The organism is Candidatus Harpocratesius sp., assembly GCF_054039255.1.
In genome coordinates, this window is the sequence record NZ_JBPLBG010000010.1 from 1 (window position 1) to 16965 (window position 16965).

A 16965-nucleotide genomic window follows, 5' to 3' on the forward strand; every position below is an offset into this window, starting at 1 on the left:
TTGTAACGGGCATTTTAAGGCGAGTTGTCATAATTATTCAAAACAGAGGTGTAACTTAAACTTTACGGAATTCTTTAACCAAGCATTTTTGAGTGAAAGTATATCGTTTATCTAGAAAATTAATGTGCATAGTGAACAGACGGATTGATATGTTGAGAATAATTTACGATTGGATAATAAAATTAAAAAATTAAAAAGATCCTCGAATTTTAAAATTCATCAATTTTTTTTTACTACTTTTATTTTTTGATTTTAATCAGATTTAGATTAAATTAAGTGTCTGAAAAAATAGTCAATCGTTTTTTGAGCGTTTTGGAAAAATTCATCTGTTTTTTCCTTTACTATCTTAGGAATTAGTTGTTCCCAGGTTAAATCCAATAAATCTGAAGGAGTTTGAATTTGTCTAGCTATTTTTTTTATCTCACTTATTGCTTTATCTACATCAATTAAAGATTTGTTTGAAGATGATTTTTCATTTATCTTATCTTTCTGCGAAATAGAAAAGTTATTGTTATCCATGATTAAAAACCTTTAATTTAAAGTGATTAGTAAACCGCCCATTTACCGCAACGATCTCCCCAGCGGGCAACTAATTCTTTCTTCTCTTCTCCAGTTTCTTCGTCTTTTTTATGCATATATACAGAAACCACTTCACAACGATTTGGGCAACCTTGACATTGAAATGCTTTTGTTTCAAAATCAAAATGTAAAAGATCGAATCCTCTGAATTTAGTTTCCCAAGTTCCTATCATTTTTTGAGTTCGTTCTGCTTCTTCTTTAACTAATAACGCCGCACCGTAAGCTCCCATCATTATATTCAAACCATTTTCTGGAACAATTACTTTTTTATGTAATTCTTCTTGAAATGCTTTAATCAAACCTTTATTAAATGCTACTCCCCCTTGAAATAGAATTGGTTCTTTTATTTCTTTACCTTTTCCAACATTATTTAAATAATTACGAACTAACGCATCGCATAATCCGCGGATGATGCTTTCTTTTGAATATCCCATTTGAGCTTTATGAATCATATCACTTTCGGCAAAAACACCACAACGACCCGCAATTGTAACGTTTTCACTCGCTCGAAGTGCAAATTCCCCAAATTTTTCAATTGGAATACCTAATCGACTAGCTTGATGATCAAGAAAACTACCTGTTCCTGCTGCACACACAGAATTCATTGCAAAATCTGATACAATCCCATTTCTAAGTAAAATTATTTTTGAATCTTGTCCACCAATTTCTAGAATCGTTCGAACATCTGGATTATAATGAATGGCTGCTACAGCGTGAGCAATAATTTCAGTTTTTGCAATATCACCACCAATGACACTTTTGATAAGATATCGTGCAGAACCTGTAGTTCCTACTCCAATAATTCGAATTTTATTTAAAATCCCATGTTCTTCCAATTGTCTTTTTAACTGAGCCAAGCCCTTTTTTGAAGATTCAATTGGGCTACCTTGATTTCGCAACCACAACCGTTCAATAATGTTTTCTTGTTCATCAAGTAGTAAAATTTTAATGGAAACAGATCCAATGTCAATACCCATATATACATTACGAATTTCTTTAAATTTTGAGTCTTGATTTATTTGTGCTTTTACTGATTGTGTATCAAGACTTACTGTAGTAATTTGTTTGGTTTCTTCCAATTTTTGTTTTTCCATTAAGTATTTCTATCTCCCTTTGTATTTTGTTTTGTGGCTTTCATATTAAAAAGCTCCGATATTAAAATATTCAAATTATTAGCAAATGGGGTGAGAATCTCAGAAAATAATGGCGAAGGGTTGGTCAAAGAGATATTATTATCAAAAATTGCTTTGATTTCTGGTGGTTCTCTATATCTCTTTTGAAATTTTGGATTTCCTTGTCGATTTGAGTTCATTAAGTCAATAAAGCTTTCCAGGCGGGTTCGCATACCTTCATAACCTGTATGTTCATCAATACTGTAAAATTGAATTGGTAGATAAAAAGGATCAGGACTTTGTCCTTCCAGTATTCCTCGGGCAGTGTTTTCAGGCATACAAGTAAATGGATATAAGTGAATAAATCCGTCAAATCCCTGGTTTTGACCTTCAATGTAATGTCCAACCACCCATATTGCCTCACCACCAATATCCAGTGGAATGTATGGTTTGGATAGTTTCTCCAATTTTTTACGTTCTGCATTTATGTGAAGTTTATGTAAAATCCAACCATATAAACTATTTGCCAAATGAACTTCTACACCCTCTTCACCAAATTTTCGGACAATATCCATATTGATAAAAGGTTCCATAACGATATGATTTTCTCCTGTAACTATTACCCGTAAAGGTTCGATGTCGCGTTTTATTCTAATTTTTGCAAAAGCTGTTTGAATTATCTTATCAAAATGATGAAGAACTTGAAGATCCCATTCATTATCAAGTTGATCCATTAGATTTTTTACTACACGAGTTGTATCTCCCTTGTGTATTTCTCGACATCGGATTAAACCTTCTAATCGGGTAATATCTGCAATATAACTCATTTTTACTAAAGCAAGACGAGTGCAACGGATAACGTCGTAGTATTTCATAATTGGGTTTGTTACATTTGACAATTGAAGTAAAGTTTTGGTCCACTTGAAATTGAGTAAATCATCTTGTTGAATTGGAATGATTTCCACATCATAACCCAAATCCTTTAAGATTTTCTCTTGGATAGGTGCATAAAAACCCAAACGGCAAGGCCCGCAATCTATTGACATTACAAACGTATGAATATCATGATTTTCGATCATATTAACAAATTCGCCAAGAGTTACTTTAAAGGGAAAACATACGAATTCAGGAGAGATTTTGGCTCCCATCTTAACAATATCACGGGTAACTGGAGGAGGAGGAAATACGATGACGCCAGGTAATTTTTCAAACAGCGCGCGAAAAGCAATTCGACTCCATCCCATAGAAGGAAAACTAATAATTTTTGTCATTATCTGAAAATCTCCCATAATTTTTAAGAAGGTGATAAAGAATCATATTTTTTACGGCGAATCATATCAACCAAGGACTCTATTCTGGTAACCATTCCTGATTCCCCAGAATGTTCGTCAAGTATCAAGGTTAAAAATGGAATTTTACGTGTTTTCATATCCCGCATAACCAATTCTTCGATTAAACTATCTGGTCCACAAGCAAATGAGATAAGAAAAATCACTCCATCTATTTCTTTCTTTCCCTCATTCAAATAATATCGGGCAGTTTTCAAAATTTCATCTTCACTCTGCCAGTATTGCTCGTATATTTTATTAATTTTCACCGGTTTTTTGAATTGATCTGAGTGGGTATCTTCAATTGTAAGAATATGGCAATCTAATGTCTTCAATCGCTCTATTAGATGCATATTTATATATGATTCGTAAACGTTGTAAGGATGTCCCAAAATAAGGATGGATAACGGAAATTTTCCTCGAATTTTTTTTGGAATAACTTCGCGAAATTTCCTTTTCTTTACTACATGATTCGGATTTTTATCAAGACTTGCTAATATATCAATGTAGTTTGAAGAATTCATTTTGGATTTCAGCTGATTAAACTTTTTAAAAGCAACCATCCAAGCTTTTCCAGAATCTTCAAGAGAAAATCCAAGAGTTTTACCCATTTCGATTGCTCCTTCGATCCCATAATGTTTCTTTGCATTAACTTCTAAGGTCAAGATTGGAACCGATAATTTCATACCGTACTTAATGGTTTCGGGTAAAGTAAGGAATTTTGGACAGTAATACTGGTTTTTGTGGATAGAAACATATCGAGGAATAAAAATATAGTCTAAATCTGGATATTCATCTAAAAGGGCTTTAACATGTCCGAAGTAAAGTTTCATAGGAACACATAATTCTGAAATAGCTTGTTTTGCCCCATCTTCGACAATTTTTGCTGAAGTTGGTGCAGAAATGACTACATCACATTGAAATTGACGTAATAGATATACCCATAGTGGGCCATATCGATAAAAATAAAGTGCCCGAGGAATTCCTACTTTTATTTTTCTGGTGGGAATATTCGATTTGTTCATTTTTCTTCTTTTAAGCTCTTGTTCTTATTGGTATTATTAAGAATTATCTTTCTTTTTTTTTATCTTCTTCTTCCGCCCAAATATCTGACCAAAGATTTTTCACTTTTCGTTGAATTTTTTTGTTAACTTTTTCCAATAGGCGAAAATCTAAGGAGATCACATCTTTAAATAAGTTTTTATAAAATAATGGCTTACCAAACCGAATTTTAATGTTTCCCTTCATGGCTGGAATTTTCATTTTTGGTCCGAATACACGATCTGTTCCAAAAATGGCCACTGGAATCGTTGGACATTTACTTTCAAAAGCAACTTGAATATATCCTGGATTAAATGGTAAAAAAGCACCATTTCCTAAATTTGGTTGCATTTCAGGATAGAAAAAAATTATTTTCCTTTGTTCTAATGCTATAAGACATTCTTCTATTGTTTCCTCTTCTAAACCAGATGTGCGCGAAAATATTGTTTGGTTCATTCTAACTAAATTCATTATTGGAGAATCTACACCCAATTTTAATGGTAACACATGATTGGGAATTTTCTTTGTAATATGCATTACAGATACTCCAGAAATAAGTGGATCTATTGCTGATTGGAAATTTGATATTAATAGGCAACCATTTTCCATGTGTTGTTTTAGATTTTCAGTTCCTGAGATTTCAAACTGATAATTGCTGGTGAGGAGCTTCAACATTAGTGGTTCTTCTATCCCTCGAAGAAATAGACCATCAATTGCTTCTAAATAGCCGATTTTTTTAGTAACTTGGCGCAATCCATAAATACTGTTATTTATCGGCTCAATTATGAATTTTGAAATAAAATTTTTTTCAGAATTTTCAGTAATCGTCAATCTCCTCCAGATGAAACTAAACCAATTTTTCTATTATTTTCATGCTAATTTTCTAAGATTAACTGTGATCCAGATGAAAGTTTAGATTTTCTTTGAATATTACAATTATCACAATTCTTGAATTAAATTAAATAAAATAGAAAACAACAAAAAACTTTTGATTATAAAGCGCAACCCAATTATTTTTTAGGAAATACTTAAATTGTCTGAATTTGCTTCTAATTGCATCCGTTCTTCTTTAGAAATCGAGTTACTTATTCGATCCACTTGTATTTCTTCACGAACTAATGAATTAAGATCTGGAATCTGTTCAACTGGTGCAATATCTTTTCTTGTTCTCAATACTCTGGATTTATTCATCAATCCTGCTTTTAATAAGATAATATCATGGCGCATTGCATCTTTCACCATTTCAGCATTTTCAAAATTCGATTCTAAAGAAGGGTCAATATAAACTGGGTTTCCAATTACAACTGATATCTTATAACCCTTATTCCAGCGTATACCGGTTACATTCACATGCTTAGGAAAAACTCGATATGCTCCGAAAATTGCACAAGGAACATAAGGTACACCTGTTTCTAAACATAATCGTGCTGCACCCTTATGAAAAGGGCCTAATTTTCCATCAGGAGAACGGGTTCCTTCTGGAAACATACCCACACATCCTCCTCCTTCTAATACAGAGCGAACTTTTGCTAAAGCTTTTTCATCACTTTGTCCTCGTCTTAATGGAATAGTACCAAATGGTTTGATAATTGAACGAAAAATAGGGATTTCAAAATTTTCTGCTTTTGATAACCACTGAACTTTACGATGCACTGCAGATCCTACTAAAAATGGATCAAATTCTGATTGGTGATTGGCTATAACCAAAGCGCCCCCATGTTCTGGAAAATTCTCTTTACCTCGAATATCATAACCCCAAAATGTTCGGAAAAATTGGATAAAATTAGCTCTTCCAACATTCCAGTAAATAAATTCATCGTAAATATCCAATATTCCTAAATCTTGCATTACTTTCCGAGACCAATCGCAAATTGGATCAAAAGGGTTGTATTTTAGAAGCATTTTTAATACTTTCGAACTAACAGATGATAACGAGGTAGAAGAAGAAGGAGAAATCAAAGATTTGGATGTTTTTAGAGTTTTAATTTTAGAATTTTGTAAAGAATTTTTATTTTTTTCAGTCATATATTCAATCACTTAGTAAAATCATGTAGGAATTTTTCAAACAACTTAACGTTGGGTTTGCTTAGATAATTATTTGATCAAGTGCGAGTTAAAATTTAAAATTCAAGGTAATTTATAAATTTCGCTTAAGGGTGTTAAAACTTCCAAAACTTCTTGAAATTGAAAATCAGAAAAAAAATAACATTTTAATTATGGTGATATCGACTACATTGCAAGGATGAATGTGATAAAAGTATTAGATTTGGATGAATTCACTTTTTGTTAGAATTTCTACCTTTCCATTCACGATTGCCACATCGTTCTCCAAGCGTTGTCCTCCGAATCCCTCTTTATAAATTCCAGGTTCGATAGTAAATACCATTCCTTCTTCCAATTTCACCTCTTTCCAATACTTCAATGCATATTCACTGCTTGGTTTTCGACTTATAAAAGGTGAATCATGGACTGTTAATCCCAAACCGTGACCTAATGAGTGAGGCATATCAAACCCACCTGCTTTAATTACATCAATGGCAGCTTGATTTACTTTCCATAAGGGAACTCCTATTTCTAACATGTCAATGGCTGCTTGATAGGCTTTAAATGTTAATTCGTGCATTTTTTGCTGAGTTTCGTTTAGTTCTCCAAAACTAAATGGGACTGTAATATCTGAGTGATAACCCTTATATTTTGCCCCAAAATCAATTAATCCTAAACCTGGAACGGCCAATTTTTGACTTGATGCCCATGGATGGCAGTGTATCATATGTGCTCGATTTGCATTTCCAACTAATGTGGGAAAAGCTAAATCTTCTGCTCCTTTATCTGCCATTTTTTTATGAACATAAAAAGCTAGATCGTTTTCAGTTTCATCCACGGCATTTTTCAAGAAATGTTTGATATCTTGAACTGTTTCAGTTCCAATTTGAGCTGCTTTACGTAAAATCTCAATTTCCTTATGTGATTTTGTTGAGCGTAAATCACTGATAAATTGGGATATTTTAGGAATTTCTCGGTAAAATGAGAGATTTGGAATGCTTTCTTCATATCTTATCACACTTGAATAAGGAAAATTATCAGTAACAGCCATCACAACATTTGATTTATTATAGTGCTTCTCTAAATATTCTTTTACTGCTTGAATATAATTGTATTTATAATTAATTGGATTAATTATTTCATCAACTTGTGCTTCTTTTTGAGCCAAAGGAACATCCCAAGGAATTAAAGCGTTTTCACCAGAGTTAGTTACAATATATAATGCATCCATGGGATGGCCGCTGAGATATTGCAAGTTAACATTTTTCGAACCTTCATTGTCTACAATCATTAAAATATCAATTTTCTCATCTTGCATAAATTTCAATAAATAGTCAAATTTTTCATTTGTAATTGAACGCATGATAATTCACTTATCCTTGAAAATCAACATTCTTTAAAAAGCCTTCTTTACCAACTTTGAAATTGTTCAGAATTCTTTGCTCTTAGCTAATCAAGATTAAGTGGCTAAATCTATCAGTTGTTAATTTGTCTCAAATCGAAAATTTTTTTTTAAATGTCGGATTTTTCTTCATATTACGATTTAATTAAGTTGAGAACTATGGTTAAACACAATGGATACAGAGCCAAAACAAGACGGATTTTTCGAAAAAATATCCGAAAACGCGGATTACCCGGATTATCCCGTTTTATGATTGATTATTATCCAGGTATGAAGGTTGATATTTTAGGAGATCCTTCATTTCAAAAACGAGGTTTACCTCATCGAAGATTTGTTGGAAAAACAGGTATTGTTATCGGTCAGCGAGGACGATGTTTTGAAGTTCAAGTTAAAGACCAAAATAAACTTAAGACTTTATTTATTGGTCGGGAACACATTCGAATTAATAAAGACTGGAAATTGAAAAACCAACCAGCAGAAGTATAATTTGAACTTTTCTAACAATTTCAATAATGAAAATACTTATACTACATCCGTGAAAACTAAAAAACAAGCACAAATTGTTATATGATATTCTTTTTTTTTAAAAAATTATATTATAATAAATAATCATCATTTTCAATGTTCTTTAACTGCACAAAATTATCAAATTTAAATTTCAGAATTTTCACTAAATCAAGAAAATTTGCAAAAATTCAATTCTTATACTCTTCTTTACTCAACAAAGGTGTAAAAAACATTGGTAAAAAAAATACTAGAAGAAAAAAAAATATCTATTCCTGAAGTGAAAGAAATTCTTGACAAAGTATATGCCCAAATGGAAAAACTCGAAACACCAGTTGATCCTTTTACCGAAGCAACCTATGAATATTGTCATAATTTCAGCAAAATGCCTGCAGATGTCGCACGAAATGTCATTAACATGCTTAAAGATGAGTATGATATGGATGATTCTCATGCAATTCAAATAGTTAATATCGATCCTAATTATCCTCAAGAAGTACGGGTGATATTGGAGAAGGATCCAGTTCTTCGAGATTTATCTGATGAAGATATTGTGATCATGATTCAAAAAATTAGAGAATTGCAAGCTTAATCAAATAAGAACTTAATAATTTTTGATTGAATTAATAAAAATCGACAAAAATTATTCCAATGATTGATCAGCTTATTCATATTTTTCCATGAAGAATGATCACTTTTTCATTAATTTTATTAATTCGTTTTGAACTATATTAGGTATAACTAAATTTCTTCGAGTGAATGCATAATGAACCTCAGTTCCAGTTCCAGTCCTCCATTTCGAATTGATTCAACATTATTCATGGGATAAATCAAATACCATAAATCTTGTAGATTGGTTCCTTTTTTTTAACTGAGGTATTTTTCTACCCCCAATAGACCCTAAATCTTATAATAATAGATATATATAAAAAAAAACAATTGTGAATGTAAAAATGAGCGGTCCAGAGCGAAGATATCCAAAACAGTCAAGGGATTCTCATTCAAGAAATTCACCTCGAAAACCTGGTTTTCGGGGCCCTCGTCGAAGTAGTCGTCGATCTCATCCCCGTCCGAATGTATATATCAAAAAAGGGACACAATTATATCTTCTTGATATTTTACAACACGGTGGGGTGGATAAAGCAGGTCATTCTTGGCACCCCATTTGTCAAGTGATTGAAATACCCTCTTTTCGCCTCTTAGAAGTTAATTTAAATAAAAAACTGATTCCTAATCTCGAAGTTCAGCAGAAGATAATTTATGAAGGAAGCGAAGAAAGTCCTCTAGGACGAGTTAACAAGGTTTTACATTATGATGATCTTACTCCCACATCGATAAATACATTATCTTCAGTTTTAGAATCTTATGTGAAGGAAAATGAGGCAAAATTTCTTCATTTCATAAATAATGCTGGACCTATTACTTTGAAAAGACACTCATTAGAAGTTCTTCCAGGAGTTGGAAAAAAATTAATGTGGGAGATTATTAAATATCGCGAAAAGCATCCATTTCAAAGTTTTAAAGAAATTCACGAAAATGTTCCTGGATTCAAACCAGTTGATGTATTTGCGAAAAGAATCATTGAAGAAATCAGTGATCCTGATCAAAAGCATTTTCTGTTCGCGAAAAGACAAAAGAAGCAATCTGGATATAGACGTCAAGAAGATCATAGGCGTTATCGCCCTGATGATCCACGTCGCCGTCGATGATAATACTATTTTCTTTTTTTATCTTTTTTTTAATAATAAATATCTTAGGTGTTTCTCTTGCCATATTTTACTCCCCAAGATTTGAGAGCGATGCAACAAAAATTGGGAATAAAGTTGGATAAAAATCGTGGACAGTGCTATTTAATTGATAAAAACATTATACAGCTTATTCTTCAATATGCTAAATTAATTCCTAAAAGAGATTGTGTAATTGAAATAGGTGCAGGTCTTGGAATTCTCTCTGATTTTTTAATTCAAAATAGCAAAAAAGTATTTTTAATTGAAAACGACCGAAAAATCGCTAAATTTCTATATTCTGCTTATAAAAATATTTATTTATGTGATTATTACGATATAGATAAATTAAACGGCGAATTTGAGTCACCTATAGCACATATTTCTACATCTGAAGCGAGAGTAGTTATTATTTTCGGAGATGCTCTTAAAATCCCCTTTCCAAATGCAAATCGTGTGGTTGCTAATATACCATATCAAATTTCAGCTCCACTTATATTTAAATTAATTGAAGAGTGGCAGTTTGATCAAGTAAATTTAATGGTACAAGCTGAATTTGCTGATAGGTTAACCGCATCAGTAAATAGCTCGAATTACTCTCGTCTTGCAGCCAGCGTTGGGTTATTTTTAGATGTTCATATTAATCATCTTGTAAATCCTAATTCTTTTTATCCATCACCCAGAGTATCTTCAAAACTTATTACTTTGAATAAGAAACCGCCAATTTCTGTGGGAAAATTTCAAAGTTGGGATAACAAAGAGTTGTATTTGACTTTTTTAAGGGGAATTTTTCCTCATAAAAATAAATCTATAAGAAATGCTCTAAAGCTCTGGTTAAAGCATTCTGATGAAATTTGTAAAACAAATTATCAATATTTTAATGAACTTATTGAAAATCCTTCTCGTTTTACTTTTTCTAATGAAAAAGTGAGAAACTTGACCCCAAAAACTCTTTTTAAATTATGTATTTTTGGAATCACTGGAGAATTTGCTGATGGAGAAATTTAAACCTGTTATTCTTGATGAAAATGATGCATTTGATTATTTTAATTTACAATTAGTTGTTCCGAACCAAGTCTATACTCCTTCTGATGATACAGATTTATCTATTGTATTTCTAAAGAAATGGATTCAAAATATTGATCAATCTCCTTATTCTCTTGAAAAATCTCAAAATATTAGGATTTTTGAAATGGGAGTTGGGAGCGGGATTCTTTCACTGTATCTTGCATCACGTTTAATTCAAAAAGGATATTTACCTGAAATAATTGGAGTAGATATTAATCCAATTGCAGTTCAAACTGCTCAATTTAATGCAGAACTTAATGGATTAGAAAAATATATTACATTTTATCAAGGTGAGTTTTTTTCTCCATTAATTAACCATCATAATTCTGCACCCTTTGATTTTATTCTATCAAATCCACCTTATTTAGCAGGTGAACCTCAAATAATAGATCAGAAAAACCGCCAATTAATTGATTTTGCATGGGAAGGGGGAATTAATGGATATGAAGTTACTTTAGCCTTTTTGGATGAGATCTCACTTTTTCTAAAATGTCCAGGGGATTTCATGTTAATTTCTTCAAGCAATATTGATCAGACTCCAATAAAATCCCATTTAAAGAAATTAAATATTGAAATATTGGAGATATTGAACACACATAAATTTTTTGAAGATATCTTGTTATATCATGGGAGAAGAATCAGAAAAATCGGATAAAAAATTAGAAAAGAAGAAAATAATATCTGATTTTTATCCCATCTCCGCTTCAGAAACAAGTTCAATTATTTTCTGTGTTTCTTTAGCAAGTTTTTCTGGAAGTGGGCTTGTATCTACATCGAGAAATCCACTTACAATTAGATTAATGCTCTCACTTTCAGATAAACCGCGACTCATTAAATATTCTATATGTTCATCTGCGATTTTTCCTACCGAAGCTTCATGAGTGAGTGTAACTTCAGGGTTTTTTGCTTGAATTTCAGGAATTGAGTCAACACGTGATCGATCAGAGAGAATTAAGGCAGAACAATCAATATGGCCAGTAACTTCTCTCCCTTCTCCTATAATCTTTCCTCTGGCTTTCACATGAGCACCATCTACTGCCAATACTCGTGAAATTATTTCTGCTTTGGAGCCCTCCCCGATTAAATGTGCTGTTGCACCAGTATCAAAATAACTTTCCCCTTTTCCATAAATTAAAGTTTGGCCATAATAAGATGCATTTTTTCCAACCAATTTTATAACAGGATTTGTTTGGAGATTCTTTACTGCTGACATAACGATATAAAAATTGGAAAATTGTGCCTCATCTTCCAAAATTATACCCGTTCGTGGTCTAACATTGGTATCATCTGCCCAATTATGAACCATAGTAAAAGAAACTCTTGCATTTTTCTTTACGTAAAATTCAGAGACTCCTAAATGCAAAGCTTTTCTGGCAGTTTTATGTGTTGAACAACCTGTAATAATATCTAATTCAGAACCTTCTTCAGCAATAATTATATTATGAACAACTTGTTTCATACCAGGTAAATTTACAAACAAACATGATTGTAAAGGAAAAACTGTTTTTTGACCCTTTTGAGCATAGATAAAGTATCCTTGAGTGATTTCTTGAATGGCTGCTTCAGCTGTATATTGATCTTTGTCATATGGTACTGCTTTCCATAAGTATTCTTGTAAATTGAACTTACCATTTGTTCCATCATATTTTTTAAGTGCTTCTTTTATTGGGAGTAATTCTACGCCAGGTGTATTGCTAACGCAGAGGTCGTGTTTATTTCCTGTTTGTAGATATATTCCACTTTTGTTTTCTTCGATGTCAATTCCAACTTTATCCATAGATTCTTTTAATTCATCAGGGATATCTGCTTCTGAATGCAAAGTTGCTTCTGGTTCATTAAGATCTCCTAAAGTATATGCATCTAAATCAATTCCATCATCATTATTTAGTTTTGCTGCTTCAATTATTTCTTTTGCGCGCTTTTTGATTTCTTCAGATGAAATTTGATGTTCATTATCACTTTTGGTCATATTTTGCTTTGTATTCATAGTGTAAAATCAACCTCTTTTAATATACTTGAACTTTCAACGCAACTAATGCACTCACGACATGCTTCAAAACCATTTTTCATAATTGAATGAATAATTAACGCAGGATCGCCTGAACAAGTAATTGTTCCCTCCATCATTATATGTGCTCGGGAAATATGACCAAGAAATTTCAGAATATAACCTAAATGAGTAATTATCAATCCGGATTTTGTTTGTTTTGATGGAACTTTATCTCGATCGAGTAATTCTCGCATGATCTTGGCGATTAACTCAACATTTTCGACATCGACCCCTGAATCAGGCTCATCAAAAAGTAATAATTCTGGTTGCAACACCATCATTTGGAGAATTTCTGATCGCTTCACCTCACCACCACTAAATCCCATATTTACATCTCGATTCAAATAATCAGGAGAAAATTTTAAGCGATTAGCTAAATTTTGAATATATGGGGGAAATTCATCATCACAATTAGCAGATTCTATTTGTTGGTAATTACTTCTTTGTGCTTCACCTTTATGATTCCCTCGTTTTTCACCACAAACTGTTAATAATTTTGAAAGCTTTAAACCATTTATTGCAGGTGGATGTTGAAAAAGAACACCAATTCCCATTTGAATGCGCTCATTAATTGGTAAATGTGTGATTTCTTGATCTTTAAAGAAAATATGTCCACTAACTACGCGATAATTCTTAAAACCTAATATTGATTTAATAAGTGTCGTCTTTCCGGCTCCATTTGGACCAAGTAAAACATGTACCTCACCTTGATCGATATTCAAATTGAAATCATTTAAAATTCTCTTTCCTTCTACTTCAACAGTGAGTTTTTCAATTCGCAACCATGACATTGATTTTCAATTTAAATAAGTTTGCGTTGTGTATAAAAATTATGAAAGCAAAGATTAAGCAAATTCGGAATTATATTTTTAAAAGAACAGAAATACTAGTATTGAGCCTATATATTGAAATAATTATCATTTTAACATCATATTTTCTGCAAAATGAGTGATTCAAATATCTCTTTAGAATTTTTTAATCAAAATAACGATGTATCTAAAAAATAATGTCGGTTATTGATGTTAAATAGAAGGATGTTCCTTTCTTAATAATGAACTTCAAATAACAATTTGTGTTACTAATTTATATTGGAAAAAAAACCCAAATAATAGATTGTCCCGAAACAAATCGGAACAAATCGAAGAAGGGAGATTTTATGGTTCAATCAATACCACCTGAAAAAAATAATATTAATTTCTCATTAGAACGTATTTTCCCCCGACATGTAAAAAATGCTCGGGGAACTTTCAAACCCTTTAATCCAGATAAGATGGTAAAAAGTCTTAATAAAGAAACTGGGCTTGATTGGAATGAATGCATTGAAGTAGTGAAAGATTCATTAAAACGAATAACAATTTTAGGATTAGATACGATTCAAACATCCATGGTACGAGAGATAATGTGCCTGGATCTTTTAGCTCGAGGTCATGAACGGGAACGAAATATCTACGCTAAATTGATTAACAGCAGTGTGATTAAATTTAAGCTAGATCCCAAATTCATGGCTCAATATGCTGGAAAACAACCTCAATGGGGCCCATTAGGATATATTACATATAAACGAACTTATGCTCGATATTTAGAATCTGAAAATCGTACCGAAGAATTTTATGAAACCGTACAGCGTGTAGTGGAAGGGGTTTATAGTATTCAGAAAGAACACTGTTATAATCTTGGTTTACCGTGGGATCCTGAGAAAGCTCAAAAATCTGCTCAAAGAATGTTCGAAAAAATCTGGACATTTAGATTTTTACCCCCTGGTCGGGGTTTATGGATGATGGGAACTGAATTTATTGATAAACATGGTTCAATGGCGCTGAATAATTGTGGTTTTGTCTCTACTGAAGATATTCAGATTAAAAAGACAAAAGCTTTTGAATGGTTGATGGATGCATTGATGTTGGGAGTTGGTGTTGGTTTTGACACGAAAGGAGCTGGTAAATTAATTATCCAAAAACCAAAAGACGAAACTTTTGTGTTTGAGGTGCCTGACAGCCGGGAAGGGTGGGTACAAGCACTTCGTCATTTGCTAAATGCTTACTTTGAAGGAGATGCGATGCCGATTTACGATTTTTCAAAAATTAGACCTGCAGGATCGCTTATTCGAGGATTTGGTGGTGTAGCATCAGGTCCTGAACCTTTAAAAGAAATGTTAAACAGTCAAAAAGAGATTCTCGATCAACGTATCAATCAGTCTCTCTCTTCTGTTGATATTGTCGATATGATGAACTTAATTGGTAAATGCGTAGTTGCAGGAAATGTTCGGCGCTCTGCTGAAATTGCACTAGGTGATTTGGATGATGAAGCTTATGTAAACTGCAAACAAGATCAAAAAGCACTTTATCATCATCGATGGGCTTCAAACAACAGTATCATTGGGCATAAAGGAATGGATTACAGTAAAATTATTGATTCTATTGCAAAAAATGGAGAACCGGGAATTATATGGCTAGAAAATTCGCGAGCATATAGTCGTATGGGACATCCACCTGATTATAAAGATAAAAAAGCCGTTGGGGTTAATCCTTGTGGAGAACAAACTCTAGAATCCTTTGAATTATGCTGTCTTGTTGAAACATTCCCTTCTTTACATGAGTCTTATGAGGAATTTGAAGAAACACTTAAGTATGCTTATCTATATGCTAAATCTGTTACTTTAGTTAATGTTCATTGGAATGAAACAAATGCTGTTATGGGAAAAAATCGACGTATTGGAACAAGCCAGACAGGAATTATTGATGCATTTGCACGTCATGGGCGACATACCATATTAGAATGGGCAGATAAAGGTTATAGATATTTACGTGAACTAGACGAAAAATATTCTGATTTTTTCTGTGTTCCTCAATCTATCAAAATAACAACAGTAAAACCTAGTGGAACAGTCAGTCTTTTACCTGGTGTTGCTCCTGGCATTCATTATCCTCATTCAGAGTATTACATTCGTCGGATCCGAATTTCCAAAGAATCCACGCTCCTTGATATTCTCAAAGAAGCAAATTATCATATTGAACCTGACGCTTATTCAGATAATAGTATGGTTGTGGAATTCCCTATTCATGAAAAGAATTTCTTGCGTGCGAAAAAGGACGTTTCGATCTGGGAACAATTGGCTAATGCAATTGATTACCAACATTACTGGAGTGATAACCAAGTATCTATTACAGTTACATTCAAAAAAGAAGAAATCAAAGATTTAAAATATGCATTGCAATTCGTTGAAGATAAACTGAAAGGATTGAGCTTATTACCACTCACAGATTCAGGATATAAGCAAATGCCATATGAAGAAATCACCAAAGAAGAATATGAACGTCGAATTCAAGGTTTAAAACCAATTAAAACTTGGATTACTCACGAAAAATCTGCTGGTACAGTCTACTGTGATGGTGATAGTTGCCATCAAGTGGAAGAAGCCAGTGTATTGCGCGACATGGAAAGCATTTTGCATGAAAGAATTCCTTCGATACAAAATATAACTTCTAATTCTTTTGGGTTTCATGTAAAAAATGGTACCATCATCGAAGTAGGTCTTTATAACAAAAAAATTTCAGAGCTTCCGTCAAATTTCTCACATCTGGTGAATTTACAAAGGCTCAGTTTGAAGAATTGTGGGTTATCAAATTTACCTGACGGAATTATACATTTAAAGAAAATTAAATTTCTTGATTTATCTGGAAATTTGTTAAAAGCTTTAACTGAGGAACAGAATAGGTGGCTAAATGAACTGAAAGAATCTGGGTGTATGATTCTCTATTGAAAACTGATTTTTTAGTTTTGTTTTTGTTTTCCATTCCATATTTTTTTTATTTTCTTCCCGCACCAAGTTTTTTTTTAATTTTGTAGATCATTATATATAAATGACATAAGGATGGACGATGTATTTTTTCTAATTTTTCGTTTTGAGTTCTCCTTGCTTTTTAATAACATTTCTCATTGTTATTATATAGAATCCCGTAGTGTGATTCACATTGTGCCATAGAATCAACACTGATATCTGTATGATATTAATTGATTCATCGACACGAGTAAATTAAATCACTCTATTCGGGAAAATTTCATAACAATCATATACATACCTTACATACCTCACAAAAAATTCATTTTCCTTTCA

The 16965-nt window shown here is 32.4% G+C and carries 15 protein-coding genes; 6 read left to right on the plus strand and 9 right to left on the minus strand.

The features are described 5' to 3' along the window. Positions 1–267 precede the first annotated feature (267 nt). From ACXLDF_RS02480 to ACXLDF_RS02510, 7 genes are all read right to left on the minus strand, one after another. Entirely contained in the window at positions 268–519 is a 252-nt protein-coding gene (locus ACXLDF_RS02480; RefSeq protein WP_457556907.1) for a hypothetical protein, read from the minus strand. 26 nt (positions 520–545) lie between these two features. Next, positions 546–1571: an acyl-CoA dehydratase activase gene (locus ACXLDF_RS02485; protein WP_457556941.1), complete on the minus strand. Its 1026-nt coding sequence runs from the start codon at positions 1569–1571 to the stop codon at positions 546–548. A 101-nt stretch (positions 1572–1672) separates the two neighbouring features. Continuing rightward, a complete protein-coding gene (locus ACXLDF_RS02490; protein WP_457556908.1) occupies positions 1673–2962 on the minus strand; it encodes a hypothetical protein in 1290 nt (429 codons plus the stop codon). 23 nt (positions 2963–2985) lie between these two features. Continuing rightward, positions 2986–4044 (minus strand): acyl-CoA dehydratase activase-related protein, encoded by a 1059-nt coding sequence (locus ACXLDF_RS02495; protein ID WP_457556909.1) that lies wholly within the window; start codon positions 4042–4044, stop codon positions 2986–2988. Positions 4045–4087: 43 nt separating this feature from the next. After that, positions 4088–4891: a lysophospholipid acyltransferase family protein gene (locus ACXLDF_RS02500; protein WP_457556910.1), complete on the minus strand. Its 804-nt coding sequence runs from the start codon at positions 4889–4891 to the stop codon at positions 4088–4090. A gap of 186 nt (positions 4892–5077) precedes the next feature. Next, complete coding sequence (locus ACXLDF_RS02505; RefSeq protein ID WP_457556911.1) at positions 5078–6085, minus strand: lysophospholipid acyltransferase family protein; 1008 nt, start codon at positions 6083–6085, stop codon at positions 5078–5080. A gap of 235 nt (positions 6086–6320) precedes the next feature. After that, positions 6321–7466, minus strand: coding sequence for a M24 family metallopeptidase (locus ACXLDF_RS02510; protein ID WP_457556912.1), 1146 nt, complete (start codon positions 7464–7466; stop codon positions 6321–6323). A 198-nt stretch (positions 7467–7664) separates the two neighbouring features. On the opposite strand from ACXLDF_RS02510, the gene ACXLDF_RS02515 reads away from it, so the two are divergent. The 5 genes from ACXLDF_RS02515 (at position 7665) to ACXLDF_RS02535 (ending at position 11456) form a co-directional block, all read left to right on the plus strand. Next, positions 7665–7991 (plus strand): 50S ribosomal protein L21e, encoded by a 327-nt coding sequence (locus tag ACXLDF_RS02515; protein ID WP_457556913.1) that lies wholly within the window; start codon positions 7665–7667, stop codon positions 7989–7991. A gap of 253 nt (positions 7992–8244) precedes the next feature. Continuing rightward, positions 8245–8601: a hypothetical protein gene (locus tag ACXLDF_RS02520; protein WP_457556914.1), complete on the plus strand. Its 357-nt coding sequence runs from the start codon at positions 8245–8247 to the stop codon at positions 8599–8601. A 361-nt stretch (positions 8602–8962) separates the two neighbouring features. After that, on the plus strand, positions 8963–9718 hold the full coding sequence (locus tag ACXLDF_RS02525; RefSeq protein ID WP_457556915.1) for a DUF655 domain-containing protein: 756 nt from the start codon (positions 8963–8965) through the stop codon (positions 9716–9718). A gap of 57 nt (positions 9719–9775) precedes the next feature. Then, positions 9776–10741, plus strand: coding sequence for a 16S rRNA (adenine(1518)-N(6)/adenine(1519)-N(6))-dimethyltransferase RsmA (gene rsmA / locus ACXLDF_RS02530; protein WP_457556916.1), 966 nt, complete (start codon positions 9776–9778; stop codon positions 10739–10741). Further along, the gene (locus tag ACXLDF_RS02535; protein ID WP_457556917.1) at positions 10728–11456 is read left to right on the plus strand and encodes a HemK2/MTQ2 family protein methyltransferase; all 729 of its coding nucleotides are present in this window, start codon (positions 10728–10730) and stop codon (positions 11454–11456) included. The genes rsmA and ACXLDF_RS02535 overlap by 14 nt, the downstream gene beginning before the upstream one ends. A 33-nt stretch (positions 11457–11489) precedes the next feature. On the opposite strand, the gene ACXLDF_RS02540 is transcribed toward ACXLDF_RS02535, so the two are convergent. Together ACXLDF_RS02540 and ACXLDF_RS02545 are read right to left on the minus strand one after the other, a co-directional pair. Beyond that, positions 11490–12788 (minus strand): SufB/SufD family protein, encoded by a 1299-nt coding sequence (locus tag ACXLDF_RS02540; RefSeq protein WP_457556918.1) that lies wholly within the window; start codon positions 12786–12788, stop codon positions 11490–11492. After that, on the minus strand, positions 12785–13642 hold the full coding sequence (locus ACXLDF_RS02545; protein ID WP_457556919.1) for an ABC transporter ATP-binding protein: 858 nt from the start codon (positions 13640–13642) through the stop codon (positions 12785–12787). Before ACXLDF_RS02545 ends, ACXLDF_RS02540 begins: the two co-directional genes overlap by 4 nt. Before the next feature lie 365 nt (positions 13643–14007). Between ACXLDF_RS02545 and ACXLDF_RS02550 the strand changes: the two genes are divergently transcribed. Next, positions 14008–16611, plus strand: a complete 2604-nt coding sequence (locus tag ACXLDF_RS02550) for a fused protease/ribonucleoside-triphosphate reductase (RefSeq protein ID WP_457556920.1) — start codon at positions 14008–14010, stop codon at positions 16609–16611. Positions 16612–16965: the final 354 nt, after the last annotated feature.

Excerpts from the sequence above, each read along its gene's own strand:
- ACXLDF_RS02480 (WP_457556907.1), bottom strand. The coding sequence starts at position 519 with ATGGATAACAATAACTTTTCTATTTCGCAGAAAGATAAGATAAATGAA.
- ACXLDF_RS02490 (WP_457556908.1), bottom strand. The coding sequence starts at position 2,962 with ATGACAAAAATTATTAGTTTTCCTTCTATGGGATGGAGTCGAATTGCT.
- ACXLDF_RS02495 (WP_457556909.1), bottom strand. The coding sequence starts at position 4,044 with ATGAACAAATCGAATATTCCCACCAGAAAAATAAAAGTAGGAATTCCT.
- ACXLDF_RS02505 (WP_457556911.1), bottom strand. The coding sequence starts at position 6,085 with ATGACTGAAAAAAATAAAAATTCTTTACAAAATTCTAAAATTAAAACT.
- ACXLDF_RS02510 (WP_457556912.1), bottom strand. The coding sequence starts at position 7,466 with ATGCGTTCAATTACAAATGAAAAATTTGACTATTTATTGAAATTTATG.
- ACXLDF_RS02515 (WP_457556913.1), top strand. The coding sequence starts at position 7,665 with ATGGTTAAACACAATGGATACAGAGCCAAAACAAGACGGATTTTTCGA.
- ACXLDF_RS02525 (WP_457556915.1), top strand. The coding sequence starts at position 8,963 with ATGAGCGGTCCAGAGCGAAGATATCCAAAACAGTCAAGGGATTCTCAT.
- ACXLDF_RS02535 (WP_457556917.1), top strand. The coding sequence starts at position 10,728 with ATGGAGAAATTTAAACCTGTTATTCTTGATGAAAATGATGCATTTGAT.
- ACXLDF_RS02540 (WP_457556918.1), bottom strand. The coding sequence starts at position 12,788 with ATGAATACAAAGCAAAATATGACCAAAAGTGATAATGAACATCAAATT.
- ACXLDF_RS02545 (WP_457556919.1), bottom strand. The coding sequence starts at position 13,642 with ATGTCATGGTTGCGAATTGAAAAACTCACTGTTGAAGTAGAAGGAAAG.
- ACXLDF_RS02550 (WP_457556920.1), top strand. The coding sequence starts at position 14,008 with ATGGTTCAATCAATACCACCTGAAAAAAATAATATTAATTTCTCATTA.